This is a genomic window from Kitasatospora sp. NPDC059827 (assembly GCF_042731675.1).
In the GTDB taxonomy this organism is placed as follows: domain Bacteria; phylum Actinomycetota; class Actinomycetes; order Streptomycetales; family Streptomycetaceae; genus Kitasatospora.
This window is the reverse complement of record NZ_JBHWIV010000005.1, coordinates 69,188-86,118: the sequence shown is the minus strand read 5'-3', so window position 1 is coordinate 86,118 and position 16,931 is coordinate 69,188. Positions and strand designations below refer to the sequence as shown.

General features: G+C 73.7%; 13 protein-coding genes. 2 read left to right on the top strand and 11 right to left on the bottom strand.

The genetic code is table 11. The features are described 5' to 3' along the window. Positions 1-198 precede the first annotated feature (198 nt). On the top strand, positions 199-1,164 hold the full coding sequence (locus ACFV8H_RS05055) for a LysR family transcriptional regulator (protein ID WP_380396572.1): 966 nt from the start codon (positions 199-201) through the stop codon (positions 1,162-1,164). Here the strand turns inward: ACFV8H_RS05055 and ACFV8H_RS05050 are convergent. The 11 genes from ACFV8H_RS05050 to ACFV8H_RS05000 all read right to left on the bottom strand — a co-directional run bounded on the left by ACFV8H_RS05050 (position 1,125) and on the right by ACFV8H_RS05000 (position 14,735). Continuing rightward, a complete protein-coding gene (locus ACFV8H_RS05050) occupies positions 1,125-2,402 on the bottom strand; it encodes an MFS transporter (protein WP_380396571.1) in 1,278 nt (425 codons plus the stop codon). The genes ACFV8H_RS05055 and ACFV8H_RS05050 overlap by 40 nt on opposite strands. Beyond that, the gene (locus ACFV8H_RS05045; RefSeq protein ID WP_380396570.1) at positions 2,399-3,106 is read right to left on the bottom strand and encodes a TIGR03086 family metal-binding protein; all 708 of its coding nucleotides are present in this window, start codon (positions 3,104-3,106) and stop codon (positions 2,399-2,401) included. Before ACFV8H_RS05045 ends, ACFV8H_RS05050 begins: the two co-directional genes overlap by 4 nt. Further along, positions 3,103-3,573 carry a hydroxyphenylacetyl-CoA thioesterase PaaI gene (gene paaI / locus ACFV8H_RS05040; protein ID WP_380396569.1) on the bottom strand — a complete coding sequence of 157 codons (471 nt, stop codon included), beginning with the start codon at positions 3,571-3,573 and terminating at the stop codon, positions 3,103-3,105. Before paaI ends, ACFV8H_RS05045 begins: the two co-directional genes overlap by 4 nt. A gap of 110 nt (positions 3,574-3,683) precedes the next feature. Beyond that, positions 3,684-5,003 carry a flavin monoamine oxidase family protein gene (locus tag ACFV8H_RS05035; protein WP_380396568.1) on the bottom strand — a complete coding sequence of 440 codons (1,320 nt, stop codon included), beginning with the start codon at positions 5,001-5,003 and terminating at the stop codon, positions 3,684-3,686. Beyond that, on the bottom strand, positions 5,000-5,233 hold the full coding sequence (locus tag ACFV8H_RS05030; protein WP_360237721.1) for a phosphopantetheine-binding protein: 234 nt from the start codon (positions 5,231-5,233) through the stop codon (positions 5,000-5,002). Before ACFV8H_RS05030 ends, ACFV8H_RS05035 begins: the two co-directional genes overlap by 4 nt. Before the next feature lie 16 nt (positions 5,234-5,249). Next, the gene (locus ACFV8H_RS05025; RefSeq protein ID WP_380396567.1) at positions 5,250-6,797 is read right to left on the bottom strand and encodes an amino acid adenylation domain-containing protein; all 1,548 of its coding nucleotides are present in this window, start codon (positions 6,795-6,797) and stop codon (positions 5,250-5,252) included. A 69-nt stretch (positions 6,798-6,866) separates the two neighbouring features. After that, on the bottom strand, positions 6,867-8,135 hold the full coding sequence (locus ACFV8H_RS05020; RefSeq protein ID WP_380396566.1) for an MFS transporter: 1,269 nt from the start codon (positions 8,133-8,135) through the stop codon (positions 6,867-6,869). A 10-nt stretch (positions 8,136-8,145) separates the two neighbouring features. Next, positions 8,146-9,537: an adenylosuccinate lyase family protein gene (locus ACFV8H_RS05015; RefSeq protein WP_380396691.1), complete on the bottom strand. Its 1,392-nt coding sequence runs from the start codon at positions 9,535-9,537 to the stop codon at positions 8,146-8,148. Between the two features lie 166 nt (positions 9,538-9,703). Beyond that, positions 9,704-11,578: an FAD/NAD(P)-binding protein gene (locus ACFV8H_RS05010; protein ID WP_380396565.1), complete on the bottom strand. Its 1,875-nt coding sequence runs from the start codon at positions 11,576-11,578 to the stop codon at positions 9,704-9,706. Between the two features lie 108 nt (positions 11,579-11,686). Then, complete coding sequence (locus tag ACFV8H_RS05005; protein WP_380396564.1) at positions 11,687-13,402, bottom strand: class I adenylate-forming enzyme family protein; 1,716 nt, start codon at positions 13,400-13,402, stop codon at positions 11,687-11,689. Next, positions 13,395-14,735 (bottom strand): KamA family radical SAM protein, encoded by a 1,341-nt coding sequence (locus ACFV8H_RS05000; protein WP_375887229.1) that lies wholly within the window; start codon positions 14,733-14,735, stop codon positions 13,395-13,397. Before ACFV8H_RS05000 ends, ACFV8H_RS05005 begins: the two co-directional genes overlap by 8 nt. A 567-nt stretch (positions 14,736-15,302) precedes the next feature. Here ACFV8H_RS05000 and ACFV8H_RS04995 point away from each other — a divergent pair. Then, positions 15,303-16,886 (top strand): class I adenylate-forming enzyme family protein, encoded by a 1,584-nt coding sequence (locus ACFV8H_RS04995; RefSeq protein WP_380396563.1) that lies wholly within the window; start codon positions 15,303-15,305, stop codon positions 16,884-16,886. Positions 16,887-16,931: the final 45 nt, after the last annotated feature.

The following is a 16,931-nucleotide window of genomic DNA, read 5'->3' as shown; positions in this document are numbered from 1 at the left end:
CCACCCCTCGCACCCCCATGACGCCGGTCATGCCAGGGGTGGTCCGGGCGCCCGCCCGCCACACCGGAAGTCGGCCGCCACCGCACGAATCCGGCCACTGCGTGAACCGACGCTTCCGGGTTCGGGAGACTGAGGATTACCCGAACAGGCGGCTGGTCATGAGGCATTGTAAGGACCGTGCGATCTGTTGAGGCAGACATGTCTATTCGGGAGGGGGCGGTTCCGGTGCTGGATCTGCGCGAGGTACGGACACTGTTGACACTCGGGGAGGAACTGCACTTCGGGCAGGCCGCCAAGAGACTGCGCGTGTCGCAGTCCAGGGTCAGCCAGACGCTGCGGGACGTGGAGCAGCGCATCGGCGGCCAGCTGTTCGAGCGGACCAGCCGTCAGGTCAGGCTGACCAAGCTGGGGGTGGGCCTGGTCGACCGGTTGAAGCCGCTCTACCAGGAGATGACCGCCGCGTACTCCGAGACGGTGGCCCAGGCCTGCGGCGTCGACGGACAGCTGCGGCTGGGCTTCACCGGCGCGGCCGGCGGGTCGTACGCGGCGGGCCTGATACGCGCCGGGCAGGCGTACGCGCCGGAGTGCGACATCACCCTGCACGAGGTGGCCTGCAGCGACCTGCTCGGCCCGCTGCGCCGGGGCGAGGTGGACGCCCTGGTGGTGCGGCTGCCGATCGAGGAGCCGGACATCACGGTCGGGCCGGTGATCGGCCTGGAGTCGCGGATGCTGGCGGTCGCCCTGGACCATCCGGTCGCCGGGCGGCAGTCGATCTCGATCGAGGAGATCGCGCGCGAGACGGTGTTCGCCCTGGCGAACACCGCGCCCGACTACTGGCGGGACTTCCACCTGCCGCTGGCGACGCCCGCCGGGCACGTGCTGCGCCGGGGGCAGGAGGTGCAGACCTGCCAGGAGATCCTGTCCCTGGTGGCCGCCGGGAAGGGGGTCGCGCCGCTGGCGGAGTCGGTGGCCCGCTACTACGCCCAGCCGGACGTGGCGTTCGTCGCGATCCACGACCTGCCACCGGCGCCGGTGGCGCTGATCTGGCGCACCGCCGAGGAGAACGCCCGGATCCGGGCGATCGCGGACTGCGCGGCCCGACTGGCGGACGCCACCGTTCCCGGTCAGGTCCGCCGACGGGTCCCGGTCCCCGCGCCGGTCTGACCGGGCTGCGAGGAGCCGGGCTGCGACTCCCCCAGCGGCACCCGACCCGACCGGGGCCGCCCGGGCCGCGCCCACGCCGCGGGCAGCACCGCGGCCACCGCGACGGCCGACAGCAGGAAGGCCCCACCCACCCCGACCAGCCGGGAGGCGACACCGACCAGCAGGGAGCCGGCCCCGGTGCCCACGTCGTACGCCATGTTCCAGGCGGTGCTGGCCATACCGCGGCGGGCCGGTCCGGTCCGGGCGAACACCAGCACCAGGGTCTCGTTCTGCAACGCCCCGAACCCCGCCCCGCAGACCGCGGCCGCCAGGGCCGCCGGGACCGTCGCCGCAGCGGTGAGCAGCACCGCCGCGGCGATGCCGCCCGTGCCGAGGGCCGCGGCGATCACCGCCGGGACCAGCGTGCGGCCCTCGCCGAACCGGTCGGCGAGCCCGCCCGCCGCCAGCCGGCCCAGGATCATCGCGGCGGACAGCGCGAACAGCACCACCGCCGCCGCTCCCGGGGCCGGCAGCGCGAAGGCCACGAACGAGGTGACGCCGCCCACCGCGGCCGCGCTCGCGGCCAGCAGCGCCAACAGGCCGACCAGCGGGGCGAATCCGCCGGCCGGCGGGTGCGGTGGAGCCGTCGGCGCCAGCACGGCAGGCTCCACCGCAGCAGGCCCGTCGGCGGGCACCGCGGCGGGCACCGCGGCCGGCACCACCAGCGCCCACGCGAGCGGTACCGCGAGCCCGCCCAGCACCGTCGCCCCCAGGAACACCACCGGGAAGCCGAAGGTCTGCGCGCACCACACCCCCAGCGGCAGGCAGACCACCTGCGGGAGCCCCGCGGCGGCCCCGTACCAGCCGACCACCGCGGCCCGCCGGCCCGGCGGGGCCAGTTCGGCGGCCAGCGCGCTGCCCGCCACGGCGGCCATGCCGAACCCCGCGCCCCGGACGGCCGAGACGGCCAGCACCCACCCCAGCGCGGGCGACAGCAGGTAGGCCGCCGTCGGCAGGCTGAGCAGCAGGGAGCCGGTCATCAGCAGCCGGCGCAGACCGAGCGCCGGGACCAGCCGGCCCATGCACAGCTGCACCAGGATGCCCGCGCCCATGGTCACCCCGGTGGCCGCCCCGGCGCCGACGCCCGAGGAGCCCCCGGTCGCGGACCAGAGCGGCACCACCGAGAGCAGCGGCGCGTAGTCGGAGAAGACGGCGAAGGTCGCGGCCAGCAGCAGGGGGAGGTTGCGCGCGCGGGTCACGCCCCGGCGCCCGGCTCCCCCGGCTCCGCGGAGCCGGACAGCGGTGCGGCCGCTTCGACCGCGCCGGCCGGGTCGCCCGGTTCGGCCGGCCAACGGGGCGAGCGTCCGAGCATCGCCAGGATCCGGTCCAGCCGGTCGGTGCTGCCGGTGGCCAGCCCCGGCCGGAAGGAGGACCCGGGCTGGAGCCGGTTGCTCCCGTCCGGCACCTCCTCGACGTACGGGAGCACCGCGTCGAGCAGGTGGGGCCCGTACTCGACGGGCACCCCGATCGCGGCGGCCACGTCCCAGCCGTGCACCACGTAGTCGACGAAGTGGAAGCCGATCGCCGTACGGGCCGGGAACATCTGCCCGCCGCGCACCTCGGGCAGCCAGAACTCGGTGTCCAGCACGCCCTCCCGGGCGAAGGCCCGGCCCACCCGGGCCGCGGAGGCCCGGAAGGCACCGGCCCAGTCGTCGCCGAACTCGCGGTCCGCCCAGTCGGCGCGCTCGGTCCGCACGCCTTCGGCGGCGGCGGCGAAGCCGTGGTTCTGGCCGATCATGTGGGCCAGCAGCTTGTGCAGCGTCCACTCCGAGCAGGGGGTCGGCCGGTCGAGGTCGGTGGCCTCGACCCGGTCGATGATCTCCTCGGTGATCCGGAGCGCCCGCCGGTCCCAGGCCCGGATGTCGGGTGCGGTGGTGTCGGGTGCGGTGTCGATGGGGATCACCTGTCCTTCGACTGCGGGCCGGACGACGTGACGCGCTGCCCCGGCAGCGACTGGCTCTGGCCGCGGAACTCAGCGATCACCTTGCCGTCCGCCCGGCGCACCGTGACGTCGTAGATCCCGCTGCGGCCGAACCGGGAGCGCTCCACCGCCTCGGCGGCCAGCTCGTCCCCGGCCGAGGCCGGGCGCAGGAAGGTCACCTGGGCCGCCTGGGCCACGGTGGCGACGTCGTGGGTGTTGCAGGCGTAGGCGAAGGCCGCGTCGGCGAGCAGGAACAGGTACCCGCCGTGCGCCGTGCCGTGGCCGTTCACCATGGTGTCGGCGAGCTTGAGGTGCGCGGTGGCGCGGCCGGGGCCGACCTGGTCGATGGTGATGCCGAGCGACTGGCAGGTCCGGTCGTCGGCGTACATGGCCTCCGCGCAGCGCCGGGCGGTGGCCTCCGCCTCCGACGCCGCCGAATCACTGGTCATGGGTGGGCTCCTGGGGCTGTCGGGTCCTGGGCGCGGATGGGTGCCGGTACCACGATCGGTACCGGCACCCACCACAGCGATGTGACGATATATCAGTCGCTCGGGGCCGGTCAGCCGGCCGGAGCGATCTCCTCCGCCGCCCGCAGGCCCGAGCGGATCGCGCCCTCCATCAGGCCGAAGAACTCGGTGCTGGTCTCCGTGCCGGCCCAGTGCACCCGGCCGAACGGCTCGGTCAGCTGCGGGCCCTGGGCGAGCCAGTCGCCCGGCCCGAACAGCGCGGCGTAGCAGCCGCGGCTGTACTCCTCGTTGACCCAGTCGGTGACGTGGTAGCCGATCGGTTCGGGCAGCTGCGGGAAGAGCCGCCGGGCCTGGGCCAGGACGGCGGTGCGCTGCTCCTCGGCGGGCAGGGCCGCGAAGGTCTTGGCCTCGCTGCCGGTGACGAAGCCGGTCAGGATGCCGACGCCCTCACCGGGGGGCGAGTCGTCCACGGTGGACAGCAGCGGCCCGTCGGAGCTGACCGACCAGCCGGACAGCCCGTGGTCGCGCCAGAGCGGCTTGGGGTGGATCAGGTGGACCTTGACGGCGCAGCCCCGCGCGGTGACCTCGCTCGACCGCGGCGCGGGCAGCTCCGGCCGGAACTCGACGGTGTCGGCCAGCAGCGGCGGCAGCGCGATGACCACGCTGTCGCCCTCGTGCACGCCCTGGTCGGTGTGCACCCGGACCCGGTCGCCGATCTGCTCGACCAGGCGCACCGGCCGGGAGAGCAGCACCCGGTCGCCGAGCTTGTCGGCCAGCAGCTCGCTCAGCCGGTGCGCGCCGCCGTCGACCCGCTCCTCCTGGGCGCCGCCCTGGAAGGCGTTGAGGTAGCGGATGCCGCCGCCGGAGTTCAGGTAGAAGGCCATGTGCAGCACCGACACGTCGGCCGGGTCGGCGGCCATCATCTCGCCGAGGAACAGCGGGAAGAACAGCCGGGCGTCGGGGTGCTGGACGTTCTGCTCGATCCACTCGGCCACGGTGAGCCGGTCCAGCCGCTCCGCGTCCGGGGTGAGGTGCGGGGCGTCCGCGCGGACCGCCTTGGTGACCTCGTCCAGCAGGTCGAACATCTCGCCGAGGGCGATCGGGCTGAGCGGCGGGAAGCGGCCGTCGGTGCTCTCCGGGTCGCCGCCCAGGGAGAACCGGCTCCGGCCGAGCATGGTGGTGGGCGCGGTGGCCAGGCCGAGGCGCTCGATCAGCGCCTTGAGCTCGGTGTGGCGCTCGCCCAGGTAGGCGGCGCCCGCGTCGGCCCACTGGCCGGGGGCGACCTCGAGGCCGTGGGTGCGGCCGCCGACCCGGTCGCGGGCCTCCAGGACGGTCACCTCGACGCCTCTGGCGGCCAGTTCGGTGGCGGCGGTGAGTCCGGCCAGGCCGGCTCCGACAACGATGACGCTCATCGGGCCGCACCTTCGATCAGCTTGGCCAGGGCGGCCGGGGTCGGGGCGTCGATGAACTCGGCGATGCCGAACTCCGCGCCGAACTCGCGGGCGACCCCGCTGAGCACCCGGGTGGCGAGCAGGGAGTCCCCGCCCAGGTCGAAGAAGTCCGAGTCGGCGGTCACCTGGTCGGATTCCAGGACCCGGCCGAAGATGCCGATCACGCTGTCGACGGTACCAACGGTGGACACGGTCATTCTCCTTGCGTCAGTTGCTGGTTGTGTACATCTGGTGGGTCCGGCGCCGGTCGACCTTGCCGCTCGCGGTGAGGACGAGTTCGGGCACCACGGTGATCCGGGACGGTACGAGGTGGCTCGGTCCCGACGTGCGCAGGTACCGGGCGAGCCCGGCCGCGAGGGTGTCGGCGTCGGCGTGCGGACGGGGTGTCACATAGGCGACCAGGACGGTGTGGTCGCCCAGCGCGGCGCCGGTGGCGGCGGCGGCCGCCACGTCCGGGTGGGCGCAGATCTGCGCCTCGACCTCGCCCGGGCTGACCCGGATGCCGCGGACCTTGAGCTCGTCGTCCAGGCGGCCCTGGTGGACGAGGACGCCGTCCGGCTCCCGGCGGACCCGGTCGCCGGTGCGGAAGTAGCGCCCCGGCGCGCCGGGCAGGTCGAGTTCGGCGAACCGCTCGGCGGTGACCTCCGGCAGGCCCCGGTAGCCGAGCGCCAGCCCGTCCCCGCCGATCAGCAGCTCGCCGTCCTCGCCGATCTGCTCCCGGACGTGCGGCAGCGCCCGGCCGATCGGGACGACCCGGGCGGCCCCCGCGGCGACGGCCGGGCCGGCGAGCGGTCCGTGCAGGTCGATCGCGTGGGTGACCAGGGTGGTCTCGGTGCAGCCGTAGGTGTTGACCAGGCGGACGGCGTCCGCGCCGGGCAGCGCGCACCAGTCGTCGATCCGGGCCGGCCGGGCCGCTTCGCCGCCGATGACCACGGTGCGCAGGCTCTCCGGCAGGGCGGCCCGCTCCTCGGTCAGGTGGTTGACGAACTCGTGCCAGAACGCCGTGGGCAGGTCCAGCAGGGTGATCCGGTGCCGCTCGACCATCCGCAGGAAGCGCGGGAAGGAGGCCGAGTAGGCGTCCGCGTCGAAGACCAGGGTCGCGCCGACGGTGAGCGCGGGCAGGATCTCCTCGAAGCAGGTGTCCCAGTTGAGCGAGGCGAACTGGAGCACCCGGTCACCGGGGGCGACCGCGAACAGGGTGGCCAGCGAGGCCACCGACGCGCCGATCGCCCGCCGCGGGGTGACCACCGGCTTGGGCTGCCCGGTGGAGCCCGAGGTGAACAGCAGGTAGGCGGGGGCGGCCGGGTCGGGCTCGGGCAGCCGGCCTTCCGGGAAGCCCTCGGGCTCCTCGCTGCCCGCGGCGTCGGACGGGTCCAGCACCGGCAGCCCGGCGGGCAGCCGCCCGGGGTCCGCGGCGATCGCGCCGCGGACCTCGGCGGCCGCCAGCAGCGCGGCCGTGCGCTCCGGCGGGAACGCCGGGTCGATCGGGCAGTAGGTGCCGCCGGCCGCGAGCACGCCGAGCAGCGCCGCCACGGTGTCCGCGGAGCGGGAGGTCAGCACGGCCACCGTGCCGCGGTCCGCGCCGAGCCGGGCGGCGATCCGCCGTACCCGGCGCTCCAGTTCGCCGTACGTCACGGTCGACGTGTCGTCGACGACGGCGACGGCGTCCGGGTCGCGCCGGGCGGTGAGCAGGAACCGGCGGAGGACGTCCACCTCGGCCGGGTCGTAGCCGGCCGGCCGGTTGTCGTCAGTCATGGGAAGCACCTCGGGTAGACGTGAACCTGGACGTGAACCTGGACGTGAGCGGGGGGCGTGGACGGTCGGTCAACGGCGCGCCGACCCGGAGACGGGCACCGGCTCGCTCCCGTCGTTCTGCCGGCGCTGCTCCTTGCGCTGCTGCACCTGGAGACCGGCGGTGGCGGCCACCGCGAGCACCATCACGGCGATGCCGTACACCGTCGCGGTGGACTTCAACCCGATGTGGCCCACGGCCACCCCGGCGGCGACGGCCGGCAGGCTGAACCCCAGGTAGCAGACGACGTACATGCTGGCGATCAGTTCGGCGCGGACGTCCGGTCCGGCCAGCGGCCCGACGGTCTGGAAGGCGCTCAGGAAGCCCGTCCCGAAGCCGTACCCGGCGATCACCGTGCCGACGAAGAACAGCGGGGTGGAGGCCGTGGCCAGGGCGCCCAGGGTGGCGCCGACCCCGATGAAGAAGGCCACGAAGCCGAGGGTCATGGTCTGCCGCGGCGGGTGGTTGCGGCGCAGCAGTGAGCCGACCGCCCCCGTCCCGGTCAGCGCGAAGATGACCAGGCCGCCGATGACGTGGTTGGAGATGTGCAGGATGCCGGCCGCGATCGACGGGCCGAGCGACATGTAGAGGCCGCCCAGCGCCCAGACCGCGAACAGACAGGGCACCACCACCAGGAACATCGGCCTGGCCGCGCGCGGGATGCCCATCCGCGGCGTCAGCGAGGCCACCGCGCCCGGCCGGCGCGGCGAGGTCTCGGCGAGCGCGGGGACGCCCAGCGCGCAGAGCACGAAGGCCGCGAGCAGCAGGGCGTACACCAGGGTCTGCGGGTGCGGCGCGTACTGGACCAGCAGGCCCGCGCCGAGCGCGCCCAGCGCCAGGCCGACGATCGGCGCGGCGCTGTTGACCAGCGGGCCGAGCCGGGGCCGGTGCTGCGGGGCGAGGTCCAGCATCGCGGCGCTGGTCGCCCCGGTCGCGGCGCCGGTGGCCAGGCCCTGCGCGATCCGGGCGGCCATCAGCCAGGCGACGCCGTCGGCGCGGATGAACAGCGCCATGCTGGCCACCTCGACGACGAGCGCGCCGAGCAGCACCGGCTTGCGGCCGATGTAGTCGGACAGTCCGCCGACCACGAGCAGCGCGACCAGCAGCGCGATCGCGTAGGCCGCGAACACCTCGGTCAGGGTGATCGAGGAGAAGCCCCACTTCGCCTGGTAGACCACGTAGAGCGGGGACGGCGCGCTGGAGGCGAACAGCAGCAGGCACTGGGTGGTGGCGATCAGCCAGAACGCCACCGGACCGTGCAGCCCGCGGGGGCGCACCGCCGGGGAGAGGTGGTCACTCATGCTGGCTCCTTCACGCGTGGTTCTCCTGGTGGCGCCGCAGCACGCGGTCCACCAGCTGTTCGGCGGCACCCAGGTAGCCCTCGGGGGCCAGCAGGTCCTGGACGGTGACGCCGGCCGGCAGCTTGGCCACCAGGTCCGCCCGGGCCTCCATCACCTCGGTGAACGAGGCGGTGCCGGAGGCGGACCGGCGGGCGCACTCGGCCAGCAGCTTCTTCGCCTCGGCCTTGCCCAGCAGCGGGGCGAGGGCGACGTTCAGCCGCTCGGAGACGATCGAGCCGCCGGTGAGCGCCAGGTTCTCCCGCATCCGCTCCGGGAAGACCTCCAGGCCCTCGGCGAGCTCCACGGCCGTGTACGCCGCGCCCGAGGCCAGCCGCAGCGCCTCGCGCAGCGGCTGCCACTCGGCGTGCCAGGCGCCGGGCGCCCGCTCGTCCTCGGCCACCATGCTCTGGGCCAGGATCAGCGCGTGGGCGGGCAGTTGACGGGCGGCCGCCATGATGAGGGTGGCCAGCACCGGGTTGCGCTTCTGGGGCATCGCCGAGGAGACGCCGCGGCCCGCGGCGGCCGGTTCGGCGACCTCGCCGACCTCGGTGCGGGACATCCCCTGGACGTCCAGGGCGAACTTCCCCAGCGTCCCGGTGACGGAACTGAGCACCCAGCCGAGGTCGTTCAGCGGGACGCGCAGGCTGTGCCAGGGGGCGGACGGCTCGCGCAGGCCGAGTTCGGCGGCGAAGCGCGCCGCGAGCTCGATCCCGTGGCCGGGCCGGTCGGCCGGGGTGGCCCTGGCGTACTCCTGGTAGGCCGCCATCGTGCCGGCCGCGCCGCCCAGTTGGGCCGGCAGCAGGGCGGCGGTGCGGTCGACCCGCTCAAGGGTGTCCAGCACCGAGTCCAGCCAGCCGGCCGCCTTCAGCCCGAAGGTGGTGGGGACGGCGTGCTGGGCCAGGGTGCGGGCGGCCATCGGGGTGCTGCGGTGCTCGTCGGCGAGCTTCGCCAGCGCCGCGGCCACCCGGGAGAGGTTCTGCCGGATGTCCGCCAGCACTCTCGCGCCGAGCAGCATCGCGGCCGAGTCCAGGATGTCCTGGCTGGTGCTGCCGAGGTGCACGTACCCGGCGGCGGCGGGGTCGACGGCGGCGACCGCCGCCGTCAGTTCCCGGACCAGGACGACGACCGGGTTGGCGGCGCCGCGGGCCTCGGCGGCCAGCTCGGCGACGTCGATCCGGGCTCTCGCGGCGCCCTCCGCGATCGCTCCCGCCGTGTCGGCGGGTATCACGCCGAGGGACGCCTGGGCACGGGCCAGCGCGACCTCGGTCTCCAGCATCGCGGCGACCCATGCCTCGTCGCCCAGTGTTCGGAGCGCGTCGGTGCCCGCCCAGACCGGTGAGAGCAGTCCGGCGTCGACGCTCACCGGTGCGCGGTCACTGCCGCTCGGTCGGCGTACGGTCGAATCGGACGCGGCCTGTTCGGGCACTGCGCGGTCCTCCTTCTGGATGGTTCAACTCAGGACTTTCTCAGGGGACTTTTCGGTACGACCGGCGGCCGGGGCCACCGGGTGGTGCGGTGGAGCCCGGCGCTCAGAGGGTGACCCGCACCCGCGCCGCCGACGGCGAGCGCTGGCCCGGTTCGGCCGACAGGCAGGCCCGGGCGATCGCGTCGGCGTCGCCGAGGATCACCGAGTCGACCCCGGGCCGGATCCCGGCCGCGGTCGCCCAGTGCACCGTCTCGGTCGGCACCCCGAAGGCGTAGCGGTACGGGTGCACCCGGCCCGCCGCGTCGACCAGCCGGTACGGGCGCTCGGTGACCGTCAGCCCGCCGGTCTCGACGTGCCCGTCGGTGCCGGTGGGGATCAGGTACGGCCGGCAGGCCCGGCGGTCCACCAGGTTGCGGACCAGCGGGTCCTCGGTGGTCCGGATGTCCACCTCGGGCAGCCGCGCCTCGATCAGCGCGGTCACCTCGACCTCCCCGCCCGGGACGGACGTGGAGTCGACGGTGAACCCGGCCCCCGCCGGTGCGGGCGTGACCCGCATGCCGGGGGCGAGCATGGTCACCACGCCCGCCTCGACCAGGGCGATCAGCTCCTCGATCCGTCTGGGCGGCGGACCGATCGAGACGTAGGCGTTGAGCGGGGTGTACCAGGACTGCAGCTCGTCGCGGTAGGACTCGCCGGTGATCCCGGCGTGGTCGACCAGCAGGCGGACCTCGTTGCGCAGGTCGCGCATGACGTCCAGGGCCGCTTTCAGCGCCCCGCCGACGTTGCCGCGCCGGGCCTCCACCAGGTCCTGCCGCAGGTGGCCGAGCAGCCAGTCCTGGAACTCGACCCGGCCGAGGAACTTGCGCTCCCCGTACGGCCGGGCGATCGCGTCCCAGTCCCAGCGGTCGGCCGGCCCGAGGCCGAACCTGCCGAGCAGCTCCTCGTCGTCCGCGCCCGGCGGCCGGTCGCCGTACTCCCGCAGGAAGGCGTCGGCCTGCTCGCCGCCGCGCCGCTCGGAGATCAGCGCGTGGTAGTAGACCCCGGTGACCTCGCGGTCGACCAGCGGCCAGATGTGCCGGGTGAACTCGACCTCCGCGCCCAGCCGGCGCTGCTCGCGCAGCACGTTGATCCGTTCCATGGTGCGGGAGCCCGGCCAGTGGCGGCCGAAGGCGCCCTTCTGGTTCTCGCCGCGCGCGTGGTACGGGATGCCGCGCCGGGAGCCGGCGTACATCAACGGCTCCCGGCCGGACGGGCGGTAGCGCAGCCGCTCGCCCTCCCGGACGAAGGTGCCGCCGCGGCCGGCGGTCAGCAGCGTCAGGTAGTCGAAGAAGTTGAGCCCCAGCCCCCGCAGCGCGACCGGCTGGCCGGGGGCGACGAAGTCCAGGTCCGCCTCGGCCGGGTTGGTCGGCGGCAGGTAGCCGAGGCCCTGGGCCCGGGCGTAGCCCTCCAGGCCCAGTTCGCCGGCGCTCGGCGGCATGTCCAGGTGCCCCTGGGCCAGGACGACGCTGTCCAGCAGCAGTCCGCTGCCGTCGTCCAGGGTGACGATCTGCGAACCGTCCTCGGCCTCGGTCAGGCTGACCGCGGTGTTGCGGTGCAGCCGGATCGAGACGTGGTCGGGGGCCGTGCTGATCAGGCGGTCGAGCACCCAGACCAGGTAGTGGCCGTAGAAGGCCCGGGAGGGGTAGGAGTCCGGGCCGAGCGCCGCGGCCTCCTCGCTCACCCACCCCGGGTACTCGAGGGGCTCCAGCTCGATGTCCAGCTTCGCCCACTCGTACAGGCTCGGTCCCGGACGTATCGGGCCTTCGCAGGTGACGCTCGGGTCGGTGAACATGGTGACCTGCGACGCCACCGTGTTCATCAGCAGTTCGGTCGGCTGCGTGATGTCCCAGACCCGACCGCCGCTGCCGACGAACGGATCCACCACGTGGATCACGACCGGGTGGCCGCCCTCCGTCGCGTTGACGGTTAACCGTTCCACGACGGAGAGCCCCCGGGGACCGGCGCCGATGACGCCGATCACACGTGTCTGCTTCTCTCCTGACATAGCTCTTCCTGGTAGCCGTGAAGGAGTGGAGGTGGAGCCGGACTACTGCTGGGCGGCATCGGCCGTCAGCGCGGTGGCGTAGCGGGTGCGCAGCTCGCGCTTGAGCACCTTGCCGGTGGGGCCGGTCGGGAAGTCGCCCTCCTGCTCGGCCACGAAGACCGCGGCCAGCTCGGCCAGGCCGGCCGCCGCCATGGCCTTGTTCGCCGCGTCGAGGATCTTGGCCGGGTCGGTGCCGAGCGCGCCCTGCTGGAGCCGGACCACGGCGATCGGCTGCTGGCCGTCACCGAGCGCGCCGGGCACGCCGATGACCGAACAGTCCATCACCAGGTCCTCGCAGTCGGCGATCAGCACCTCCTCCAGCGGGAGGCTGTAGACCGGGCCCGCGGCGGTGTTGATCACGTCGACCGTGCGGTCCAGGTGGTAGAACCGGCCGTCCTCGGTGCGGCGGGCGATGTCGCCGGTCAGCCAGTAGCCGGCCAGCTCGAAGCTGCTGGTCAGCTCCGGGTCGTTCCAGTAACCGGGAGTGCGGGACGGGGTCTTGACCGCGAGGTAGCCGACCGTGCCGTCCGGCACCTCGTTGCCGTCGTCGTCCAGGACGGCGGCGTGCTCGACCACCTCGACCGGCAGGCCGACGCAGCGGTCGTCGCGGGGCGTCTCCGGGGTGGTGACCTGGCCGAACAGCGCCATGCCCATCTCGGAGGAGCCCAGGCCGTCGACGAACCGGGAGCCGGGCAGCACCGCCTGGCCGGCGGCGCCCTCGGGGAGCAGCCAGGGCTGGATCAGGCCGGAGGGGCGCTCACCGAGCCGCACCAGCCGGCGGATGTGGCCGAAGTGCGCCGAGTCGCCGGTGTTGAACCAGGTGTGCACCTTGGCGGCGGCCTCCACCGGGGCCTCGCCGGTGGCGAGTTCGACGAAGGTGCGGGCGAACGAGGCGACCATGGTGGGCTGGAAGGCCTTCATCACCGGCTCCACCGCGGTGCGCCGCCAGTCGCCCATGGTCAGGGTGGGCAGGCCCAGCAGGATCGTGGTGAGCAGGTAGCTGAGACCGCCGGCGTGGGTGTGCGGCATCAGCGACAGCAGCCGGTCGTACGGCTCGGCCGGGAAGCGCACCATGCGCGTCTCCTTGCCGACCCAGAACTGGCGGTGGGCCACCATGGTGGACTTGGGGGTGCCGGTGGTGCCGGAGGAGTGGATCAGCCCCACCACGTCCTCGGCGGTGTGCCGGAACGGGTAGACGTCCGGCAGCGTGCCCGACTCGGGGTCGTGCGCGCGGATCTCCGCGGACGGCACGATGAACCGGGGCCGCGGCTGGCCGGGCTTGTAGGCCGCCGAGATCAGCCGCGGGTCGTCCGCGACCAGGCCGACCACGCCGACGTGGTCCAGGTAGCGCTTGGCCGTCGCGATCGGCATCGCGTCGTTGACCAGCGCCGGGACGGCGCCGAGCGCGGTGAGCGCCAGGAAGTGCAGGATCGGCTGGAGGCCCTCGGCGATGTAGAGCGCGACCGGCTCGCCGGGGCGCACGCCGTTCGCCCAGTACCAGCGGGCGTACTGGTCGCGGATGGCCGCCAGCTCGTTCAGGCTGTACCCGCGCAGCGCGACCTGCCCGCGCTCGTCCGTCCGGTGGCTGTAGACCAGCGGCACGTCGGTGTTCGGGTTGTACTTGAGGGCGTACTCCAGGAAGTTGCCGGCCCCCAGGTCGGGATCGACCAGGAACTTCTGCCGCACCGGGAGCGGCGCGATGGGGCTGAGGTCACTCATGGGAGCTCCTGGTGCTCGGGACGGTTTCCGACACTGCGACGTGGGAGCGCCACCACTCGCGCCCCGCCTCGCCGAGGGTCTGGATCGGGTCGTAGTACTCGTACGACTTGGCGAGCGCGTACGGGTCGTCCTGCTCCAGAGAGGTGACGTAGTTCTTGGACCAGTACGAGATGCCGCGCTCACGGTCGTAGTGCTCGGTCTGGTGCACCCAGCGCTTGCCGACGAACGGCACGTCGCAGACCAGCCGGGGCGTGGCGAAGCCCGGCAGGTACCCCATGACCGCCTGCTGCAACGCCTGGGTCTCCCACAGGGCGAGGCGCCAGTGCTCGGCGTTCGGGATCATGTCGCAGAGGTAGAAGTAGTACGGCATCACCCCGGCGCCGTCGAGCAGCGCGAAGCACAGGTCGAGCAGCGACTCGGGGGTGTCGTTGACCCCGCGCAGCATGACGCCCTGGTTGCGCACGTCGCGCACGCCGAGGTCGAGCATGCTCCGGGCGGCCCGCGCGTTCAGCGGGGTCACCTGCTGCGCGGAGTTGGTGTGGGTGTGCACGGCCAGGCTGACGCCGCGCTCGCGCGCGGTGGCGGCCAGCCGGCCCATGGTGCGCTGGGCGTCGTCGCTGAGCCAGTGCTGCGGCAGGTCCATCAGCGCCTTGGAGGCCAGCCGGATGTCCCGGATGTGGTCCAGCTCCAGCAGCGCCGAGACGAAGGACTCCAGCCGGGGCCACGGCACGTTGGCCACGTCGCCGCCGGAGACCACCACGTCGCGGACGGAAGGCGTCCGGCGCAGGTAGTCCAGCATGGCGTCGTGGCGGTCGGCCTGCTTGACCGTGAACTTCAACTTGAGGATCTGCGGCGTCGAGTTGCCGACCAGGTCCATCCGGGTGCAGTGCCCGCAGTACTGGGGGCAGGTGGAGACCAACTCGGCCAGCACCTTGGTCGGGTAACGGTGGGTCAGGCCCTCGACCACCCACATCTCCGCCTCGTGCAGCGAGTCCCGCGAGGCGTAGGGGTGCGAGGGCCACTCCGGGTCCCGGTCGGAGAACACCGGCAGCATGTGCCGGCGCACCGGGTCCGCGTACATGCTCTCGGCGTCCGGTTCGGCGTGCGGCACCATCATGCTGAGCACGTACGGCGGCAGCAGCAGCGACATGGTCGCCCGCTCCGCCTGGTCGCGCTCCACGTCGAGGTAGAACTCCTCGGACAGCAGGTCGCCGTAGGCCGCCCGGAGCTGGCGGACGTTCTTCACGCAGTGCACACGCTGCCACTGCGGATCGTGCCACTCCTGCTCGGTCACCTCGCGCCAACCGGGGATCCTCCGCCAGTCGGGCTCCACCAGGGCTCTGTACCGATATGAGTAAGGCTGTTGCAACACACTTCCCCCGCAACATCGGTGTAGTGGGAAAAACCGGCGCGGTCGTGACATGGGAAGGAGCGGCCCGAAGCCGCCCGTCGGAAATCCCGTCAGGAAAGTGAGTGAAAGTCGCTCGGAGCCGAGGAGATACGGCTCGCTCAATCCCCCGTGTCACGGCACAGCTCGGTGCCTTGCCGGGATTGATCCTGCGCCGTCCGGGAGCGGCGATCAAGCACGATTCCCGAATCGATCCATCAGCCCACCAGATCGTTGCAGGTCAGCGGTTCTGCGCCGCTCCCCCCTCCGTGAGCGACAGCACATACTGTTCACATTCGCCCACTCCCGCCCTCCCGGGGAGCTCCCGACGGGCAGCGCGGCCGCCGCCACCGGGTGGCCTACCCGTTCGGGTACCCCCGTAGTACAGCCCGCCCGGGCGCACCACCGACCTGCCCGAACACGCCTGTTCCGCGCCGTCGGCGACCAGAAGACTCCAGGTGTCAGGTCAACGGCTGACCGCCGGGTTCGGCGGGGCGGTGAGGAGAGGGCGGCATGGTGACTGCGGGCGGGGCCTGGTGGTCGGACGCGGGCGGCTACGTGCCCGAGGTACTGGAGGCGCTGGCGGCGCACCCCGGCAAGGTGGTGCTGCGCTACCCGGGTACGGAGCTGACCGCGGCGGACTACCTGCGGGCCGTCACCGGCACCTACCGCACCCTGCGGGCGAACGGCGTCGGGCGCGGCACCGTGGTCGCCGTGCTCACCGCGCCCAACAGCCCGGACATGCTCGGCGTGCGGCACGCCGCCCACCTGGCCGGCGCCGCGGTCTGCTACCTGCGCTCCACCAACCCGGGCACCAGCACGGCCATGCTGCCGCTCACCGACCAGCTCGGCATCGTGCGGGACACCGGGGCGAGCGTGCTGTACGCCGACCGGACCAGCGCGGCGCGGGCCGCCGAACTGGCCGAGCGCTCCGGGGCGGTCCTGGTCGGCCCCGGACAGGACGGGTCCGCCGGGACGGCGCCCACCGACGACCCCGGGCCCGTCGCCCCGGCGTGCGGGGAGCCCGACGACCTGGCGGTCATCATGTTCACCAGCGGCAGCACCGGTCGCCCCAAGGGGATCCGCAAGTCGCTGCGGTCCTGGGAGGGCACCGTGCGGATCGCGGTCGACACCCCCGCGGAGGCCCCCGAGATCACGGCGCTGTTCAGCACCCCGCTGAGCCACAGCGCCGGGCTCCTGGTCGACGGCGCCCTGGCGGTGGGCGGCAGCGTCGTGCTGCTGCCGGAGTTCGACGCGCGGCAGGTGGTGCGCGCCGTCGTCGAGCACCGCGTCACCCGCACCTTCATGGCCACCACCCAGCTGTACCGGCTGCTCGACCACATCGACGACCTGGGCCACCGCGACGCCTGGTCGGCCGGACTGGCCGGCCTGCGGAGCCTGAGCTACAGCGGGACGTCGGCGGCGCCCAGCCGCCTCGCCGCCGCGCACGAGGTGTTCGGCCCGATCCTGCTCCAGCTCTACGGCACCACGGAGAGCGGCCGGATCAGCTACCTCGACCCGGCCGGGCACGCCGACGCCGGCCTGGCCGCCACGGTCGGCCGGGTCTTCCCCGAGGTCGAGCTGGAGGTGTGGGACCCGGACACCGGGGTGCGGCTGGCCGACGGCCAGGTCGGCGAGATCCGGATGCGCTCCCCGCAGCTCATGGACGGCTACCTCGACCCGGCCCTGGACGCCGGCGTGCTGCGCGACGGCTGGTACCGCACCGGCGACATCGGCTACCGCGACGACCGCGGCCACCTCCACCTGCTCGACCGGGTCTCCGACGTGGTCAAGGTCGACGGGGTGAAGATCTACCCGGCCGTGGTCGAACGCGAGTTGCTGACCGTCCCCGGCGTCGCCCTCGCGGCCGTCTACGGGGTGCGCGACGCCGACGGCACCGAGCACCTCCACGCCGCCCTGACCTGCCGCCCCGGCACGCTCGTCGACCCCGAGGCGGTGCGCAAGCACATCAGCGCCGACCTCTCCCCGGCCCTGGCCCCCGAGCTGGTCCTGGTGCTCGACGAACTCCCCATGAACCCGACCGGCAAGCCCGACAAGGCGCGGCTGCGCGAGTACAGCGCCGCCGCCACCGCCTGAGGCACCGCGCCGGCCCGACTCCCGTACCGGTCAACTCGCGTACCG